Raw genomic sequence first — 16,298 nt, forward strand, 5'->3', positions numbered from 1 at the left:
TTCAGAAGCCGGGGTGGCGGTACGCCTGCCCCTGGTAGGTCCCGCCTCCGCCGTACGCCTGCTCGGTGGGGACGATGTCCTTGCCGAGCGGCAGGAGCGAGACGGGGATGAGCTTGAAGTTCGCGATGCCGAGCGGGATGCCGATGATCGTGAGGCAGAGGAGCACGCCGGTGACGATGTGGCCGAGGGCGAGCCACCAGCCGGCGAGGATCAGCCACAGCACGTTGCCGACGCAGGAGGCGGCGCCGGCGCCGGGCTTGTCGACGACGGTGCGGCCGAAGGGCCAGAGGGCGTAGAGGCCGACCCGGAAGGCGGCGAGGCCGAAGGGGATGCCGATGATCGTGATGCAGAGGAGGAGGCCCGCCGCGAGGTAGCCGAGGAACAGCCAGAAGCCGGAGAGGACGAGCCATATGACGTTGAGGACGGTCTTCACGGGCGGCGACCTGCCATCTCTTCGAGGCGAGCGATCCGCTCGGCCATGGGCGGGTGGGTCGAGAACATCTTGGAGAGTCCCTTGCCCGGGCGGAAGGGGTTCGCGATCATCATGTGGCTCGCGGTCTCGATCCGCGGCTCGGGCGGCAGCGGGAGCTGCTTGGTGCCGGCTTCGAGCTTCCTGAGGGCGTCGGCGAGGGCCAGCGGGTCGCCGGTGAGCTGGGCGCCGGAGGCGTCGGCCTCGTACTCGCGGGAGCGGGAGACGGCGAGCTGGATGATCGAGGCGGCGATGGGGCCGAGGACGAGGATCATCAGGTAGCCGAGGAGGCCGGGGCCGTCGTCGTCGCTGGAGCGGCCGACGGGGATCAGCCAGGCGAAGTTGACCAGGAACATCACGACGGAGGCGAGCGCGCCGGCGACCGAGGAGATGAGGATGTCCCGGTTGTAGACGTGGCTCAGTTCGTGGCCGATGACGCCGCGGAGCTCGCGCTCGTCGAGGAGGGCGAGGATGCCCTCGGTGCAGCAGACGGCCGCGTTGCGCGGGTTGCGGCCGGTGGCGAAGGCGTTGGGCGCCTGGGTCGGCGAGATGTAGAGGCGCGGCATCGGCTGGCGGGCCTGGGTGGAGAGCTCCCGGACCATCCGGTAGAGGGCGGGGGCCTCGAATTCGCTGACGGGGCGGGCGCGCATGGCCCGCAGCGCCAGCTTGTCGCTGTTCCAGTACGCGTACGCGTTGGTGCCGATCGCGACGACGAGTCCGACGATCAGGCCCGTACGGCCGAAGAAGCTGCCGATGACGATGATGAGGGCGGAGAGCCCTCCGAGGAGTACGGCGGTCCTCAGCCCGTTGTGCCGGCGGTGCACGGTACGCCCTCCAAGTGGTGCGGCAGGGGAACCCTTTGCTTGGTGGTCCACGCGTCCAGTGGACCCTCACGTACTGGTCAACGCCAGGCGGGAGGCTGCGGTTCCCCCGGCCGTACCGGGAGCATGTTGCGCCGTTCGGGTGATTCTCGCGCCGGTCAGCGAGCGGCGGGGATCTTGTCGGCGGCGGTGACGAGGCCCGCCTTGGCGAGGGCGTCGGCGAGCGGCTCGACCTCGCTGGTGCAGTGGGCGCAGCGGGTGGCGATGGCCGGGATCTCGGCGTAGCAGCGGGGGCAGTCGCGCTTCTCCGACTTGGGGTCGAGGGCCTCCTCCTTGGCGAACTTCTCCTGGACCTTCGCCATGGGGACGACGAAGAGGAAGTAGAGCACCAGGGCGGTGATGGCGAAGGCGATGGTGGCGGCGATGGCCAGGCCGTACGGGAAGACCGTCTGGCCGATCTTGAACTTCGCCTCGCTGAAGTCGCCGACGGAGCCGGTGGCGAGGCCGATGAGCGGGGTGATGAACGCCTTGCTGAATCCCGTGACGACGGCCGTGAACGCCGAGCCGACGGCCAGACCGATGGCCATCGAGACGACGTTCCCGCGAAGTATGAAGTCCTTGAATCCGTTCAGCACGGGGGGTGCGCTCCTCTGTGGTTCTGTCGTGGGGGGACTGTGTGGGGCTTCCGGGGTCAGAACAGGCCGGCCGTCGCGAAGCGGAGGGCGAACTGCGGGTAGCCCGACAGGACGGCTCCGGCGGCGGCGGTCAGCACGATCGCCAGGGTGACGGGCGCGGGGGCCCGGCGCGGCTCGGTGGCGATCGCGTGCTCCGGCGTGCGGAACAGCAGGGCCGTCCACCGCAGGTAGTACGCGAGGCCGATGACGACGTTGACGCCCATGACCACGGCCAGCCAGCCGAGGCCCGCGTCGACGGCCGACGAGAACACGGTCACCTTGGCGAAGAGGCCGATGATACCCGGGGGCAAACCGGCCAGATTCAGGAGGAAGAAGGCGAGCGCGAGGGCGGCGGCGGGGCTGGTGGCGTGGAGCCCCGCGTGGTCGGAGATCCGCTTGCCCGGGTGGGTGCGGGCGACGAGGGCGACGACCGCGAAGGCGCCGAGGTTCACGACGGCGTACATGAGGGCGTAGGCGACGGTGGCGCCGACCTGGTCGTCGCTGGAGTACGCGGCGGCGGCGATCGGCACCAGGAGGTAGCCGGCCTGGGCGACGGAGGACCAGGCGAGCAGCCGGATCGCGCTGCCGGCGCGCGTGGGGTCCTGGCGGAGCGCGGCGACGTTGCCGGCGGTCATGGTGAGGGCCGCGAGGACCGCGAGGGCGGGGCCCCAGACGTCGGCGTACGCGGGGAAGGCGACGACCGTCACCAGGATGAGGCCGGTGAAGCCGACGGCCTTGCCGACGACGGAGAGGTAGGCGGCGACGGGCAGCGGGGCGCCGCTGTAGGTGTCGGGGACCCAGAAGTGGAAGGGGACGGCGGCGACCTTGAAGGCGAAGCCGACGAGGGTGAGGGCGACACCGGCCTCGGCGAGGGTCTGGAGCTGCCCGGGGACCTCGTCGAGGCGGGCGGCGATCTCGGTGAGGTGGAGGGTGCCGGTGGCCGCGTAGACGAAGCTCACGCCGAGGAGGGTGACGGCGGTGGCGGTCACCGAGGAGAGGAAGAACTTGAGGGCGGCCTCGCTGGAGCGCCGGTCGCCGCGCTTGAGGCCGACGAGCGCGAAGGCGGGCAGCGAGGCGACCTCCAGGGCGACCACGAGGGTGGCGAGGTCGCGGGAGGCGGGCAGCAGGGCGGCGCCGGCGGCGGAGGAGAGCAGCAGGAACCAGTACTCGCCGGCCGGGAGCCCGCCCTCGCGCGTGGCGGGCAGCGAGAGCAGGGCGGTGAGGAGGGCGCCGCCGAGCACGAGGAGCTGGATGACCAGGGTGAAGTGGTCGGCGGTGTAGCTGCACCCGGCGGTCTGGGCGTGGCTGTCGGCCTGGGCGCCGGCGGTGAGGCAGAAGGTGGCGCGGTCGCCGGCGCGCAGCGGCAGGAGCAGGACGAGGGCGGCGGCGAGGCCGGCGACCGAGACCCAGCCGAGGACCTGCTTGCGCGCGGCGGGCACGAACAGGTCGGCGACGAGGACGCCGAGGGCGACCAGGGCGGTGAGGGTCGGGGGCGCGATCGTCGCCCAGTCGACGGACTGGACGAGCGAGGTGGTGGCCGACATCACTGGGTGCCTCCCGCGAGGAGCTGCTGGACGGCCGGGTCGGTGAGGCCGAGGAGGACCGCGGGCCAGAGTCCGGCGAGGACGGTGAGGGCGACGAGCGGGGTCCAGGCGGCCAGCTCGTACGGCTGGACGTCGGCGAGCTCCGGTTCCCCGGCCGGGCGGGGGCCTCCCATGCAGACGCGGCGGACCACGATCAGCAGGTACGCGGCGGTCAGCAGGGTGCCGAGGCCGCCGAGGGCCATGAAGACGAGGTAGGCGGGACGGTTCAGCCCCTCGGCCGGGTCGAAGGCGGCGAAGAGGGCGAGCATCTCGCCCCAGAAGCCGGCCAGGCCGGGCAGGCCGAGGGAGGCGACGGCGGCGAAGGCGAGGAGGGCGCCGAGGCGGGGGGCGCGCCCGTAGAGGGCGGCGCCGGTGGCCCCGGCGAGGGTGTCGAGGTCGGCGGTGCCGTACCGGTCCTTCAGGGCGCCGACGAGGAAGAAGAGCAGGCCGGTGATGAGGCCGTGGGCGATGTTGGCGAAGAGGGCGCCGTTGACGCCGGTGGGGGTCAGGGTGGCGATGCCGAGGAGCACGAAGCCCATGTGGCCGACGGAGGAGTACGCGATCAGCCGCTTGAGGTCGCCCTTGGCGCCGGGCCGCGCGAGCGCGAGGCAGGCCAGCGAGCCGTAGACGATGCCGGCGGCGGCGAAGGCGGCCAGGTAGGGGGCGAGGGTGTGCATGCCCTCGGGGGCGATCGGGAGGGCGATGCGGACGAAGCCGTACGTGCCCATCTTCAGGAGGACGCCGGCGAGGAGGACCGAGCCGACCGTGGGGGCGGCGGTGTGGGCGTCCGGCAGCCAGGAGTGCAGCGGCCACATCGGGGTCTTCACGGCGAGCCCGAGGCCGATCGCGAGAACGGCGGTGACCTGCACCGAGGTGGTCAGTCCGCGGCCGCCGTCGGCGGCGAGCGCCACCATGTCGAAGGTGCCCGCCTTGATCCCGATCAGGAGCAGGCCGAGCAGCATGACCACGGAGCCGAGCAGCGTGTAGAGGATGAACTTCCCGGCGGCGGCCCGCCGGCCCGCGCCGCCCCAGCGGGCGATGAGGAAGTACATCGGGACCAGGACCATCTCGAAGGCGAGGAAGAAGAGGACCAGGTCGAGGACGGCGAAGGTGGCGAGGGTGCCGGCCTCCAGGACGAGCAGCAGCGCGACGAACGCCTTCGGGGACGGGCCCGCGGGCGGCTTGAAGTAGGAGTACAGCGCGCAGAGGAAGGTGAGCAGCGCCGTCAGCACCAGGAGGGGGAGCGAGATGCCGTCGACGCCGAGGTGGATCCGCACGTCCAGTGCCCTGATCCAGCTGATGTCCGTGGTGGCCTGCATCCGCGACGGGTGGTCGTGGTCGAAGCCGAGGGCGAGGACGAGCGCGGCGAGCAGGATCACGCCGGTGACGGTGACGCCGTGGCGCAGCACCGCCTGATCGGGCGACTTCCCCTTCAGTCCGGGCGGGGCGGGCAGGAGCGCGGCGGCGGCGCCGAGGAGCGGCGCGGCGACGAGGAACGCGAGGAGGAACTGCATCACGGATTCGCTGATATCGATCACGGCTCACGCTCCGGCGAAGGCGTTGGCGAGGGCGACGGCGGCGATCGCCAGGACGACGGAGCCGGCGAGCAGGGCGCCGAGGTAGGTCTGCACGTTTCCGGTCTGGGCGCGGCGGACGAGCCGGCCGAGGCCCTTGGCGGTGCCGGCGGCGCCGCTCACGTAGGTGTCGACGACCTCGCGGTCCAGGAAGCGGACCAGGGAGGCGGCGCCGAGCACGGGGCGGACGAAGACCTTCCGGTAGAGGGCGTCCAGGTGGAAGCCGTCGGTGGCCGGGCCGTACAGCGGGCCGAGGAGGGCGCGGCCGGGGTCGGCCGGGTCCTCGGCGGGGTGCGGCAGGTGCAGCGCCTCCGCCTCGACCAGGCCGGCGTCGGCGTCCGGGTGGGCGACGTGCGGGGTCGTGACGGCGGGGACGGCCCGGGCGGCGAGGGTGCGCCAGACGGCGTAGGTGACGGCGCCGCCGGCGACGGCGAGGCCGGTGCCGAGGACGGCGGTGGTGAGGGTCGGCGTGAGCGCCTCGCCGTCGAACCAGTCGTCGAGGTACGCGGCGCTCAGGCCGAAGCCGAGGGACGGGATCGCGAGGACCCACAGGACGGAGGTCATGGCGATCGGCTGACGGCCGTGGCCGGGCGCCTCCGGGCCCCGGCCGCGGAAGGTGCGGAGCCAGAGGCGGAGGGCGTACGCGGCGGTGAGCAGAGCGGTCAGCAGACCCGCGACGAGGACGGTCCAGCCGGCCCCGGCGGGGATGCCGGTCCGCTCGCCGAGCGCGGTGTGCTCGGCGGCGACCAGGACGGCCTCCTTGGAGAAGAAGCCGGCGAAGGGCGGGATCGCGGCGAGCGCGAGGAGGGCGACGGTCATCGTCCAGTACGCGTCGGGGATCCGCTTCGCCAGGCCGCTCATCCGGGACATGGCGGTGAGCGAGTTGGTGCCGGCGGCGTGGATGACCGCGCCGGCGGCGAGGAAGAGCAGCGCCTTGAAGGCGGCGTGCGACAGCAGGTGGAAGACGGCGGCGCCCCGGTCGCCGACGGCGAGCGCGCCGGCCATGTAGCCGAGCTGGCCGATCGTCGAGTAGGCGAGGACCCGCTTGATGTCGTCCTGGGCGAGCGCGGCGAGCGCCGAGCCGACCATGGTGATCGCGGCCATCACGGCGAGCACGGTCATCGCGGCGGCGGAGGCCGCGAAGACCGGGAGCAGCCGGGCGACGAAGTAGATGCCGGCGGCGACCATGGTGGCCGCGTGGATGAGCGCGGAGACCGGGGTCGGGCCGGCCATGGCGTCGGGGAGCCAGGTGTGCAGCGGGAACTGCGCGGACTTCCCGGCGACGCCGGCGAGGAGCAGCAGCGCCACCAGGGTGGGGTGGTCGAGGCCGCCGGAGGCGACGGTGGAGAGGATGCCGTCGATGCGGAAGGTGCCGGCGTCGGCGGCGAGCGCGAAGAGCCCGAAGAGGAAGGGGACGTCGCCGAGCTTGGTGACGAGGAACGCCTTCAGGGAGGCGGAGCGCGCCTCGGGGGTCTCCCAGTAGTGCCCGACGAGGAAGTACGAGCAGATGCCCATGATCTCCCAGCCGACCAGGAGCACCATCAGGTCGCCGGAGTAGACGACGAGGAGCATCGCGGCGGTGAAGAGGGAGACCAGCGCCGCGTACGAGGGGTAGCGCGGGTCCTCGCGGAGGTAGCCGGTCGAGTAGATCTGCACGCAGCTCGCGACCACGCCGACGAGGACGGCCACGAGGGCGGCGAAGCCGTCGATGTGGACGCCGAGGGAGATCGGGACGGAGCCGGTGGGGGTGAGCTCGGTGCTCGCCTCGATCACCGTGTTCCCGCCCTGGCGGATCGCCACGAGGACGGCGAGGACGGCGGCGGCGAGCGTCGGGAGCACGGCGAGCGGCCGGACGAAGCCGGGCGCGGTGCGGCCGACGGCGAGTCCGGCGGCGGCACCGAGGAAGGGCAGGAGGGGGACGAGGACGGCGAGGGTCGTGGTGGTCACGCGGCGGCCTCGGCCTTCTCGTCGGACGCGTCGGTGCCGTCGGTCCCGGCGGTGCTGTCGGTGGGGTCCCCGGTGGCGTCTCCCCGCGGCTCCGCCGTGTCGCGGAGGCGGTCGACGTCGGCCGTGCCCCGGTTGCGGTGGACCATCAGGACGATCGCCAGGCCGATGCCGATCTCGGCGGCGGCGATGGCGATGGTGAAGAGGGTGAGGGCCTGGCCGGCGTGGAGGGCGTCGCGGAGCCAGACGTCGAAGGCGACCAGGTTGAGGTTGACGGCGTTGAGCATCAGCTCGACCGACATCAGGACCAGGATCGCGTTGCGGCGGGCGAGGACGCCGTACAGGCCGACGCAGAAGAGGAGCGCGGCGAGGACGGCGGGGTAGGCGAGGTGCATCAGTCCCGCTCCCCTTCCTGCTTCTTGCGGGACAGGACGATGGCGCCGACCAGCGCGGCGAGCAGCAGCACGGAGAGCGCCTCGAAGGGCAGCACCCAGTGCCGGAAGAGGATCTCGCCGGTCACGTCGGTGGAGCCCTGCGCGGGCCCGTCGAGCTCGATCCAGGTCGTGCGGAAGGCGTCGGCGACCACCCAGACGAGGGCCGCCGCGGCGGCGATCGCGACGCCGAGGGCGACCGGCCGGTTGCCGGAGTCGGCGTCCGGGGAGCGGCCGATGGGGGCCTTGGTGAGCATGAGCCCGAAGAGGAGGAGGACGACGACCGAGCCGACGTAGATCAGGACCTGGACCCAGGCGATGAACTCGGCGGTCAGGAGGAGGTACTCGACGGCGAGGCCGCCGAGCGCGACGACGAGCCAGAGCGCGGCGTGCACGAGCTGCTTCGTGGTGACGGAGACGATCGCGGCGCCGAGGGTGACGAGACCGACGAGGAGGAAGGCGATCTCGACGCCGGAGGGCGAGAGGAAGCCGGGGCCGGCGGCCGGGGTGGCGGCGAGGATCACTGGGGGCCCTCCTGCTGCTGGGCCGCGGCCTCGGCGGCAGCCTGAGCGGCGGCGGCCTTCTCGGCGGCCTTGCGGGCGGCGGCGATCTCCTTGGGCTCCTCCGCCGCGGGGTCGAGCGCGGGCGGCTCGGGGACCGTCCACATCCACGCGCGGAGCTTGTCCCGCTCGTGGGTGAGTTCGTGGATGTCGGTCTCCGCGTACTCGAACTCCGGCGACCAGAAGAGGGCGTCGAAGGGGCACACCTCGATGCAGATCCCGCAGTACATGCAGAGGGAGAAGTCGATGGCGAAGCGGTCGAGGACGTTCCGGCTGCGCTCGCGGCCGCCGGGGGCGGCGGCCGGGACCGTCTCCTTGTGGGAGTCGATGTAGATGCACCAGTCGGGGCACTCGCGGGCGCACAGCATGCAGACCGTGCAGTTCTCCTCGAACAGCGCGATCACCCCGCGCGAGCGGGGCGGCAGCTCGGGCTGCACGTCCGGGTACTGGGCGGTGACCGACGTGCGGGTCATCGTGCGGAGGGTGACGGCGAGCCCCTTGGCGAGGCCGGAGCCGGGGATCGGAGACATCAGTTGATCGCCACCTTCACGATGCCGGTGAGCGCGATCTGCGCCAGGGCGAGCGGGACCAGGGTCGTCCAGGCCAGCTTCTGGAGCTGGTCCTCGCGGAGCCGGGGGTAGGAGACCCGCAGCCAGATGACGACGAAGGCCAGGACGGCGGTCTTCAGCAGGGTCCAGAGCCAGCCGAGGCCGTCGGCGCCCCAGGGGCCGTGCCAGCCGCCGAGGAAGAGGACGGTGGTGAGGCCGCAGAGGACGACGATGCCGGCGTACTCGGCGAGCAGGAAGAGCGCGAAGCGGAGGCCGGTGTACTCGGTGTACGCGCCGAAGATGATCTCCGAGTCGGCGACCGGCATGTCGAACGGCGGCCGCTGGAGCTCGGCGAGGCCGGCGACGAAGAAGACGAGCGCGCCGACGATCTGCCACGGCACCCACCACCACGCGAAGGCGTCGAGGACGCCGGTGAGGGAGACGGTGCCGGCGGCCATCGCGACGGAGGCGGCGGCGAGCAGCATCGGCAGCTCGTACGCGAGCAGCTGGGCGGCCGTGCGCAGGCCGCCGAGGAGCGAGAACTTGTTGGCGGACGCCCAGCCGGCCATCAGGCTGCCGAGCACGCCGACGCCCATGACGGCGAGCACGAAGAAGATGCCGGCGTCGACGAGCGCGCCGACGGCGCCGTCGCCGGGGCCGACCGGGATCGCGACGAGGACGAGCAGGTACGGGAGGAGGGCGACGGCCGGCGCGAGCTGGAAGACCCGCCGGTCGGCGTCCTGGGGGACGACGTCCTCCTTCTGCGCGAACTTCACGCCGTCGGCGACGAGCTGGGCCCAGCCGTGGAAGCCGCCGGCGTACATGGGGCCGAGGCGGCCCTGCATGTGGGCCATCACCTTGTGCTCGGTCTGTCCGACGACGAGCGGCAGCACGAGGAACGCGGCGAAGACGAGCAGCAGCCGGACGGCGACGTCGAGGGCGTCGTTCACGCGGGATCGCCTCCGGCGGTGTCGGGATCGGATTCGGGATCGTGGTCGTGGCCGCCCGTGGCGGGCTTGTCCTCGGGGAGGGGCTCGGGCGCGGGCTTGTCCTCGGGGAGGGGCTTGTCGCCGGGCTTGTCCTCGGGGACGGGCTCGGGCGCCGGCTTCGTGGCCGGTGCGGGCTCGGCCGCGGGTTCGGGCGCCGGCTTCGTGGCCGGTGCGGGCTCGGCCGCGGGCTCGGGCGCCGGCTTCGTGGCCGGTGCGGGCTCGGCCGCGGGTTCCGGGGTCTCGTCGAAGGCCGGGAGGGCGTGGTGCCAGGGGGCGTCCGCGCTGCGGGTGCGCGGGGGCGGCGCGGGGGCGGCCGGCGTCTCGCCGGGCTGCTCCGCCCGCCGGCTCGCCGAGCCCTCGCTCGCGCTGCGCGTGCGGCGCGGAGCGGCGGCGGCCGCCTGGCTCGCGGAGCCCTCGGACGCGGAGCGGGTACGGCGGGCCGGGGGCGCTCCGGCCTCCGGGACGGCCGGAGCCGCCGGAGTCCCGGGGGCTTCGGGGGCCGCCGCCGCGCCAGCCGCCGGGGTCTCCGGGGGCTCCGGGGACTCGGGCGCGGCCGGGGGCGTCTGGCTCGCGGAGCCCTGGGAGACCGAGCGGGTCCGGCGGGGCGGGGTCGCCGGGGCGTCCTGGCTCGCCGAGCCCTCGGAGGCCGTGCGGGCGCGGCGGGGCGGGGCGTCCTGGCCGGCCGAGCCTTCCGCCGCCGTGCGGGCGCGGCGGGGGCGGTCGGCGGCGGCGCCTCGGGCGGGGCGTTCGGGGGCCGGGGGGAGCTGTCCCTTGAGGGGGCCCCATTCGTTGGGGTCGGGGACGCCCGGCGGGAGCATCTGGCGGCGCTTGGGGCCGCCGTCGTGCGCCTCGCCCGGCTCCTTCGCGCCCGGCCACGCCTTGGCGACGCGGGCCGCGAGGACGAAGTCCTTGCGGAGCGGGTGGCCCTCGAAGTTCTCGGGGAGGAGGAGCGGGGTGAGGTTCGGGTGGCCCTCGAAGACGACGCCGAACATCTCGTGGGTCTCGCGCTCGTGCCAGGCCGCGCCCGCGTACACGCCGATCGCGGTCGGGAGCGCCGGGGCCTCGTGGGGCACGGTGGTGCGGAGCAGGAGGCGGCGGGGGGCGCCGTCGCCGACGGCGGCGACGTGCGCGCAGACGCGGAAGCCGGTGCCGGGCTCGTCGACGGCGCTGAGCCAGTCGAAGTAGGTGCAGCCGAGCTCGTCGCGGGCGGTGCGGAGCGCGTCGAGCCAGTCCGTGACGGGGACGTCGACGGTCAGCAGGTCGTACGCCCGCTCCGCCGCCGCCTCGTCGCCGAACAGCTCCGTCACGGCCTCGGGAAGGGAGTCGTAGCGGTTCATCGGTCGTCGCCTCCCGGCGGCGGGGTCACCAGGGGGCTGGTGAGCTGGGACACCGAGGCCGGTGCCGTCGCGCCGTACCGCTCGCCGAGGTTCTCGCGGGCGATCTTCTCCTGGAGCTTGAGGATGCCCTGGAGGAGCGCCTCGGGGCGGGGCGGGCAGCCGGGGACGTACACGTCGACGGGGATGATCTGATCGACGCCCTTGGTGACGGAGTACGAGTCCCAGTAGGGGCCGCCGCAGTTCGAGCAGGCGCCGAAGGAGATGACGTACTTCGGCTCGGGCATCTGCTCGTAGAGCCGCTTCACTGCGGGGGCCATCTTGTCGGTGACCGTGCCGGAGACGATCATCAGGTCGGCCTGGCGGGGGCCGGGCGCGAAGGGGATCACGCCGAGGCGGATGAAGTCGTGGCGGGCCATGGACGCGGCGATGAACTCGATCGCGCAGCAGGCGAGGCCGAAGTTGAAGACCCAGAGGCTGTAGCGGCGGCCCCAGTTGAGGACGACCTTCATGGGCTCGGGGGCCAGGCGGGAGAGCGTTCCCAGCTTCGGCGCGGGCAGGGGCACGGCGCCCCCCTCGGGTGTTACGTCCATGCCAGGACGCCCTTCTTGTACGCGTAGAGCAGCCCGACGGCCAGGAAGCCGAGGAAGACGAACATCTCGACGAGGGTGGTGGCGCCGTAGCCCGGCGCGGCGAAGACCGTCGCCCATGGGAAGAGGAAGATCGAGTCGACGGCGAAGATCACGTAGAGGAACGCGTAGACGTAGTAGCGGACCTGGGTGTGGGCCCAGCCCTCTCCCACGGGGTCCACGCCGCACTCGTAGGTGAGCAGCTTCTCCGGGGTCGGCACGACGGGCCGGAGCAGCCGGCCGGCGCCGAAGGCGACCGCGACGAAGATCACGCCGACGACGGCGAGCAGGCCGACGACGGAGTACGTATCGAAATAGTCCGCCGCGATTACGGTCGGTTCCCGCACGTCCGCCGCCCCTCAGTCCCTCGCCGCCGTTTTCACGGACGCGAGTCTAGGCCCTGCTAAAAGGAGCGTAAGCAGGTACGGGTGGGGTTATCCCCCGTGGCCGACACCCACCTCCCCCATGGCCCGGAAGGGCCGGGGGACGGCAGGCTGGGGGCATGACCGCTGATCACCCGAGCACTTCCTCCCCCGCCGTCACGGCCGGGCACGCGCCCGCGCGGCGGCGGACCGCGTACGGGAAGGAGACCTGGAAGGAGATCTCCTTCCTCCTCCTGAACCTGCCCGCCGCCCTCGTCGGCTTCGTCTACGCCGTCACCTCGGTGGTCGTCGGGGTCGGCCTGTCGGTCACCGTCGTCGGCCTGCCGCTGCTGGGCGCGGGCCTGGCCGGCGCGCGCGGGATCGGGCGGACCGAGCGGGCGCGGGCCCGGGGGCTGCTGGGCGTGGACGTGGCCGAGCCGTCGCCGCTGCCGCGGGCCGGCGGCGCGCTGTCGTGGCTGTGGGCGCTGCTGAAGGACCCGGTGGCGTGGCGGACCCAGCTGTACGGGCTGATCCGGCTGCCGTGGGGCATCGTCACCTTCTCCGTCACCTTGGTGTCGCTGGTGGCGCTGTGGCCGGTGCTGCCTTTCATCGCGCGGGGCCTGGCGGCGGCGGACCGGGGGATGGTGCGGGGCCTGCTCTCGCCCTCGGACGAGCTGGAGCGGCGGATCGCCGAGCTGGAGTCGGACCGGGGCGTGGTCGTGGACACGGCGGCGGCGGACCTGCGGCGGATCGAGCGGGACCTGCACGACGGGGCGCAGGCGCGGCTCGTGGCGCTGGCGATGGGGCTCGGCCTGGCGAAGGAGAAGCTGCACGAGGACCCGGAGGCCGCGGCGGCGATGGTCTCGGAGGCGCACGGCGAGGTGAAGCTGGCCCTCCAGGAGCTGCGGGACCTGGCGCGCGGGATCCATCCGGCGGTCCTGACCGACCGGGGGCTCGGGGCGGCGCTGTCCTCGCTGGGGGGACGGTGCACGGTGCCGGCGACGGTGCACGTGGATCTGACGGAGCGGCCGGCGGAGGCGATCGAGGGGATCGCGTACTTCACGGTCTCGGAGCTGCTGCAGAACGTGTCCAAGCACGCCCGGGCCCGTACGGCCTCGGTGGAGGTGTGGCGGGCGGGGGACCGGCTGCTGCTCCAGGTGCGGGACGACGGCGTCGGCGGCGCGCGGCTGGACGGCTCCGGCACGGGTCTGGCCGGTCTGGCGGAGCGGCTGGACGCGGTGGACGGGCTGCTGGTCGTGGACTCCCCGGAGGGCGGCCCGACGACGGTGACGGCGGAGCTTCCGTGGCGGGGGCGCCGGTCCTGACGGCCGGGGGCTGACGGTCCGGGGCTCCTGAAGGTCCGGGGCCTCCGGCGGTCCGGGCCCCGGCGGTAGGGATAACCCCCCTCGGGAGACGCCGACCCGCCTCATGGTGCCGAGGGGGTGCCGGGCGGAACCCTGGAGCAGTACCCGCCGGTCCCCCGATCCCCCTGGATCTCCCGGGTCCTCCCGCCCCCCGATCCCCCGATCCCTCGATCCCTCGATCCCTCGATCCCCCGAGTGAAGGACGTCCTGATGGATTCGCCGCTCGTTCCCTCCGCCCTCCGGGCCCCCTTCCAGGGGCGGACCTGGCGGGCCTTCCTGTTCACGCTGGTGGGGCTGCCGCTGAGCGTGGTCGCCTTCTCCCTCGCGGTGGCGCTGACCTCCACCGGCGCCGGGCTGCTGATCACCTTCCTCGGGGTGCCGGTGCTGGCCGCGTCGCTGGCCGTGTGCCGGGGGTTCGGGGCGGTGGAGCGGGCCCGGGTGCGGGGACTGCTCGGGACGGACGTGGCGGCGCCGGAGCCGGTGCGGGGGCGGACCGGCGGGCCGTTCTCGTGGATGGCGGCGATGCTGCGGAGCGGGGCCTCGTGGCGGCACCTGCTGTACGCGTTCGTGCACTTCCCGTGGGCGGTGTTCTCGTTCTGCGTGTCGCTGACGGTCTTCTCGGCCGGCTGGGGCCTGTTCACGTACCCGCTGTGGCGGTGGGTCTTCCCGGCGTACCTGAGCCAGGACGGGATCCAGCTGTACGGGGACGAGAACCGCGCCCTGTACGTCGACTCGCCCTTCGAGGTGGGCGTGGCCTGCGGGGTCGGGCTGCTGATGGTGCTGGCGTGGGCGCAGCTGGTGCGGGGTCTGACGGCGGTGGACCGGGTCCTGGTGGCGGGGCTGCTGGGGCCGGGCCGGCTGGCCGAGCGGGTCACGGAGCTGGAGTCGGACCGGGGCACGGCCGTGGACACGGCGGCGGCGGACCTGCGGCGGATCGAGCGGGACCTCCACGACGGGCCGCAGGCGCGGCTCGCGTCGCTGGCGATGGACCTGGGGGTGGCGAAGGAGACGCTGGCCCGGGACCCGGAGGCGGCGGCGGTGCTGGTGGACGAGGCGCACGGCGAGGTGAAGCTGGCGCTGAAGGAGCTGCGGGACCTGGCGCGGGGCATCCACCCGGCGGTCCTGACCGACCGGGGGCTCGACGCGGCGCTGTCGTCGGTGGCGGCGCGCTGCGCGGTGCCGGTGGCGGTGACGGTGGAGCTGCCGGGGCGGCCGGTGGCGGCGATCGAGGGCCTGGCCTACTTCACGGTCACCGAGCTGCTGCAGAACGTGACGCGGCACTCCCGGGCCCGGCGGGCGTCGGTGGACGTGTGGCGGTCGGAGGAGCGCCTGATGCTCCAGGTGCGGGACGACGGCGTCGGCGGCGCGGACCCGGCGCGCGGTCAGGGGCTCGCGGGACTGGCGGAGCGGCTGCGGGCCGTGGACGGCGTCCTGGCGGTGGACTCCCCCGCCGGCGGCCCCACGACGGTGACGGCGGAGCTGCCCTGGCGGGGATGAGCGCGGGCGCCCCGACGGGACGACCGCGAGGGTGAGCGCGGAGCCGCCGGGCCGGCCAGGAGGACGTGATCGTCCGGTGGCGGGCCACCGGCAAGCTCCGGCTCCGCCCCGGCACCGGAACCGGCACCTTCGGCGCCCGCGGGCTCGTGGGGGCCGAACGCCGGCTTCCGCCCCGCCCCGGGGGCCGGTCCCGTCCGTTCGTGACGGCGGATCCCGGTCCGCCGCGAGGGCCTCCGCCTGCGGGCGGGGGCCCTCGCGCGATGTCCGGGCGGCTCCGTCCGGGCTCCGGGGCCACCGGCAGCATCCCGGCAGGCTCACCCGGAGGGCGGTGTTTGCTGCCATGCTGGACAGGTTGTCGAGTGACCCGGACGGGACGAGGGGGAAGCGGGCGTGGCTGTGGCTGAGGTGGCGGGCCGGGTGCGGGTGGTGATCGCCGAGGACTCGGTGCTGTTGCGCGAGGGGCTGACCCGCCTGCTGACGGACCGGGGCCACGAGGTCGTGGCGGGGGTCGGGGACGGCGACGCGCTGGTCAAGACGGTGGCGGAGCTGGCGGACGCGGGCGCGCTGCCGGACGTGGTGGTGGCGGACGTGCGGATGCCGCCGACCCACACGGACGAGGGCGTACGGGCGGCGGTGCGGCTGCGCGCGGAGTATCCGGACCTCGGGGTGCTCGTGCTGTCGCAGTACGTGGAGGAGCAGTACGCCACCGAACTGCTGGCCGGTTCCACGCGGGGCGTGGGCTATCTGCTGAAGGACCGGGTCGCGGAGGTGCGCGAGTTCACCGAGGCGGTGGTCCGGGTGGCCGAGGGGGGCACGGCGCTGGATCCGGAGGTGGTCCAGCAGCTGCTGGGCCGGAGCCGGAAGCAGGACGTGCTGGCGCATCTGACCCCGCGCGAGCGGGAGGTCCTCGGTCTGATGGCCGAGGGCCGGACGAACTCGGCCATCGCGAAGCAGCTGGTGGTGAGCGACGGCGCGGTGGAGAAGCACATCGGCAACATCTTCCTGAAGCTGGGGCTGTCGCCGAGCGACGGTGATCACCGCAGGGTGCTGGCGGTCCTGACCTATCTCAGGTCCTGAGCCGCCCCGCCCCGAAAGCCTGATCCTCTGACACTCTGTCAGATAAAGGCTCCTGGAGCCCTGCGGGTCCTAGGACGGAAGAACGAGTCGGAATCCGGCGTTCCGGAGCAATCCGGGTAGGCGCAGAACAGGACAATGCAAGGCGAAAGGGCGTCTCAGACAGAGGCCCATCATGTGAGAAGTCCCGGGACGGCCCACCTCGCAGTCGTAGGGTGGGCGCAGAGTCCCGCTTGCCGCTAGGGAGGTCCAGTTCAGTGACCAGCCAGGTCAGTAGCGAGGCCGGCGAGGCCCTGCTCGGGGAGCAGCGCAGTGCCCCGGCGGAGGCCCGTCACGGCACGGAGAAGGAAGTCCGCCGTCTGGACCGGGTGATCATCCGGTTCGCGGGGGACTCCGGTGACGGGATGCAGCTCACCGGTGACCGTTTCACCTCGGAGACGGCGTC

General features: G+C 73.6%; 17 protein-coding genes. 4 read left to right on the plus strand and 13 right to left on the minus strand.

Translation table 11 applies throughout. The features are described from left to right. Nucleotide 1: 1 nt before the first annotated feature. The 13 genes from ACFVU3_RS23720 to ACFVU3_RS23780 form a co-directional block, all read right to left on the minus strand. Nucleotides 2-433, minus strand: coding sequence for a YccF domain-containing protein (locus ACFVU3_RS23720; protein WP_390069029.1), 432 nt, complete (start codon nucleotides 431-433; stop codon nucleotides 2-4). Beyond that, nucleotides 430-1,293, minus strand: coding sequence for a zinc metalloprotease HtpX (gene htpX, locus ACFVU3_RS23725; RefSeq protein WP_390069030.1), 864 nt, complete (start codon nucleotides 1,291-1,293; stop codon nucleotides 430-432). The genes ACFVU3_RS23720 and htpX overlap by 4 nt, the downstream gene beginning before the upstream one ends. Before the next feature lie 155 nt (nucleotides 1,294-1,448). Beyond that, entirely contained in the window at nucleotides 1,449-1,925 is a 477-nt protein-coding gene (gene mscL / locus ACFVU3_RS23730) for a large conductance mechanosensitive channel protein MscL (protein WP_390069031.1), read from the minus strand. 56 nt (nucleotides 1,926-1,981) lie between these two features. Next, nucleotides 1,982-3,508, minus strand: a complete 1,527-nt coding sequence (locus ACFVU3_RS23735) for an NADH-quinone oxidoreductase subunit N (protein ID WP_390069033.1) — start codon at nucleotides 3,506-3,508, stop codon at nucleotides 1,982-1,984. Beyond that, nucleotides 3,508-5,061 carry a NuoM family protein gene (locus ACFVU3_RS23740; protein WP_390069064.1) on the minus strand — a complete coding sequence of 518 codons (1,554 nt, stop codon included), beginning with the start codon at nucleotides 5,059-5,061 and terminating at the stop codon, nucleotides 3,508-3,510. The genes ACFVU3_RS23735 and ACFVU3_RS23740 overlap by 1 nt, the downstream gene beginning before the upstream one ends. A 27-nt stretch (nucleotides 5,062-5,088) precedes the next feature. After that, nucleotides 5,089-7,068: an NADH-quinone oxidoreductase subunit L gene (locus ACFVU3_RS23745; protein ID WP_390069035.1), complete on the minus strand. Its 1,980-nt coding sequence runs from the start codon at nucleotides 7,066-7,068 to the stop codon at nucleotides 5,089-5,091. Then, a complete protein-coding gene (gene nuoK, locus ACFVU3_RS23750) occupies nucleotides 7,065-7,460 on the minus strand; it encodes an NADH-quinone oxidoreductase subunit NuoK (protein WP_390069037.1) in 396 nt (131 codons plus the stop codon). Before nuoK ends, ACFVU3_RS23745 begins: the two co-directional genes overlap by 4 nt. Further along, nucleotides 7,460-8,020 (minus strand): NADH-quinone oxidoreductase subunit J, encoded by a 561-nt coding sequence (locus ACFVU3_RS23755; protein WP_390069039.1) that lies wholly within the window; start codon nucleotides 8,018-8,020, stop codon nucleotides 7,460-7,462. Before ACFVU3_RS23755 ends, nuoK begins: the two co-directional genes overlap by 1 nt. After that, nucleotides 8,017-8,586: a NuoI/complex I 23 kDa subunit family protein gene (locus ACFVU3_RS23760; RefSeq protein ID WP_390069041.1), complete on the minus strand. Its 570-nt coding sequence runs from the start codon at nucleotides 8,584-8,586 to the stop codon at nucleotides 8,017-8,019. The genes ACFVU3_RS23755 and ACFVU3_RS23760 overlap by 4 nt, the downstream gene beginning before the upstream one ends. Further along, entirely contained in the window at nucleotides 8,586-9,554 is a 969-nt protein-coding gene (locus tag ACFVU3_RS23765; RefSeq protein ID WP_390069043.1) for an NADH-quinone oxidoreductase subunit H, read from the minus strand. The genes ACFVU3_RS23760 and ACFVU3_RS23765 overlap by 1 nt, the downstream gene beginning before the upstream one ends. After that, nucleotides 9,551-10,930, minus strand: coding sequence for an NADH-quinone oxidoreductase subunit C (locus ACFVU3_RS23770; protein WP_390069045.1), 1,380 nt, complete (start codon nucleotides 10,928-10,930; stop codon nucleotides 9,551-9,553). The genes ACFVU3_RS23765 and ACFVU3_RS23770 overlap by 4 nt, the downstream gene beginning before the upstream one ends. Further along, nucleotides 10,927-11,520, minus strand: a complete 594-nt coding sequence (locus ACFVU3_RS23775) for an NADH-quinone oxidoreductase subunit B (RefSeq protein ID WP_390069047.1) — start codon at nucleotides 11,518-11,520, stop codon at nucleotides 10,927-10,929. The genes ACFVU3_RS23770 and ACFVU3_RS23775 overlap by 4 nt, the downstream gene beginning before the upstream one ends. Then, nucleotides 11,511-11,903, minus strand: coding sequence for an NADH-quinone oxidoreductase subunit A (locus ACFVU3_RS23780; RefSeq protein WP_390069049.1), 393 nt, complete (start codon nucleotides 11,901-11,903; stop codon nucleotides 11,511-11,513). Before ACFVU3_RS23780 ends, ACFVU3_RS23775 begins: the two co-directional genes overlap by 10 nt. A 155-nt stretch (nucleotides 11,904-12,058) precedes the next feature. Between ACFVU3_RS23780 and ACFVU3_RS23785 the strand changes: the two genes are divergently transcribed. The 4 genes from ACFVU3_RS23785 to ACFVU3_RS23800 form a co-directional block, all read left to right on the plus strand. After that, complete coding sequence (locus ACFVU3_RS23785; RefSeq protein ID WP_390069050.1) at nucleotides 12,059-13,243, plus strand: sensor histidine kinase; 1,185 nt, start codon at nucleotides 12,059-12,061, stop codon at nucleotides 13,241-13,243. 249 nt (nucleotides 13,244-13,492) lie between these two features. Then, a complete protein-coding gene (locus ACFVU3_RS23790) occupies nucleotides 13,493-14,779 on the plus strand; it encodes a sensor histidine kinase (RefSeq protein ID WP_390069052.1) in 1,287 nt (428 codons plus the stop codon). A gap of 417 nt (nucleotides 14,780-15,196) precedes the next feature. Next, nucleotides 15,197-15,856, plus strand: a complete 660-nt coding sequence (locus ACFVU3_RS23795; RefSeq protein WP_390069066.1) for a LuxR C-terminal-related transcriptional regulator — start codon at nucleotides 15,197-15,199, stop codon at nucleotides 15,854-15,856. A 254-nt stretch (nucleotides 15,857-16,110) separates the two neighbouring features. Continuing rightward, the coding region (locus ACFVU3_RS23800) for a hypothetical protein (RefSeq protein WP_390069053.1) at nucleotides 16,111-16,298 on the plus strand (188 nt) is incomplete at its 3' end.

The organism is Streptomyces sp. NPDC058052 (assembly GCF_042885515.1).
Classification (GTDB): Bacteria; Actinomycetota; Actinomycetes; order Streptomycetales; family Streptomycetaceae; genus Streptomyces.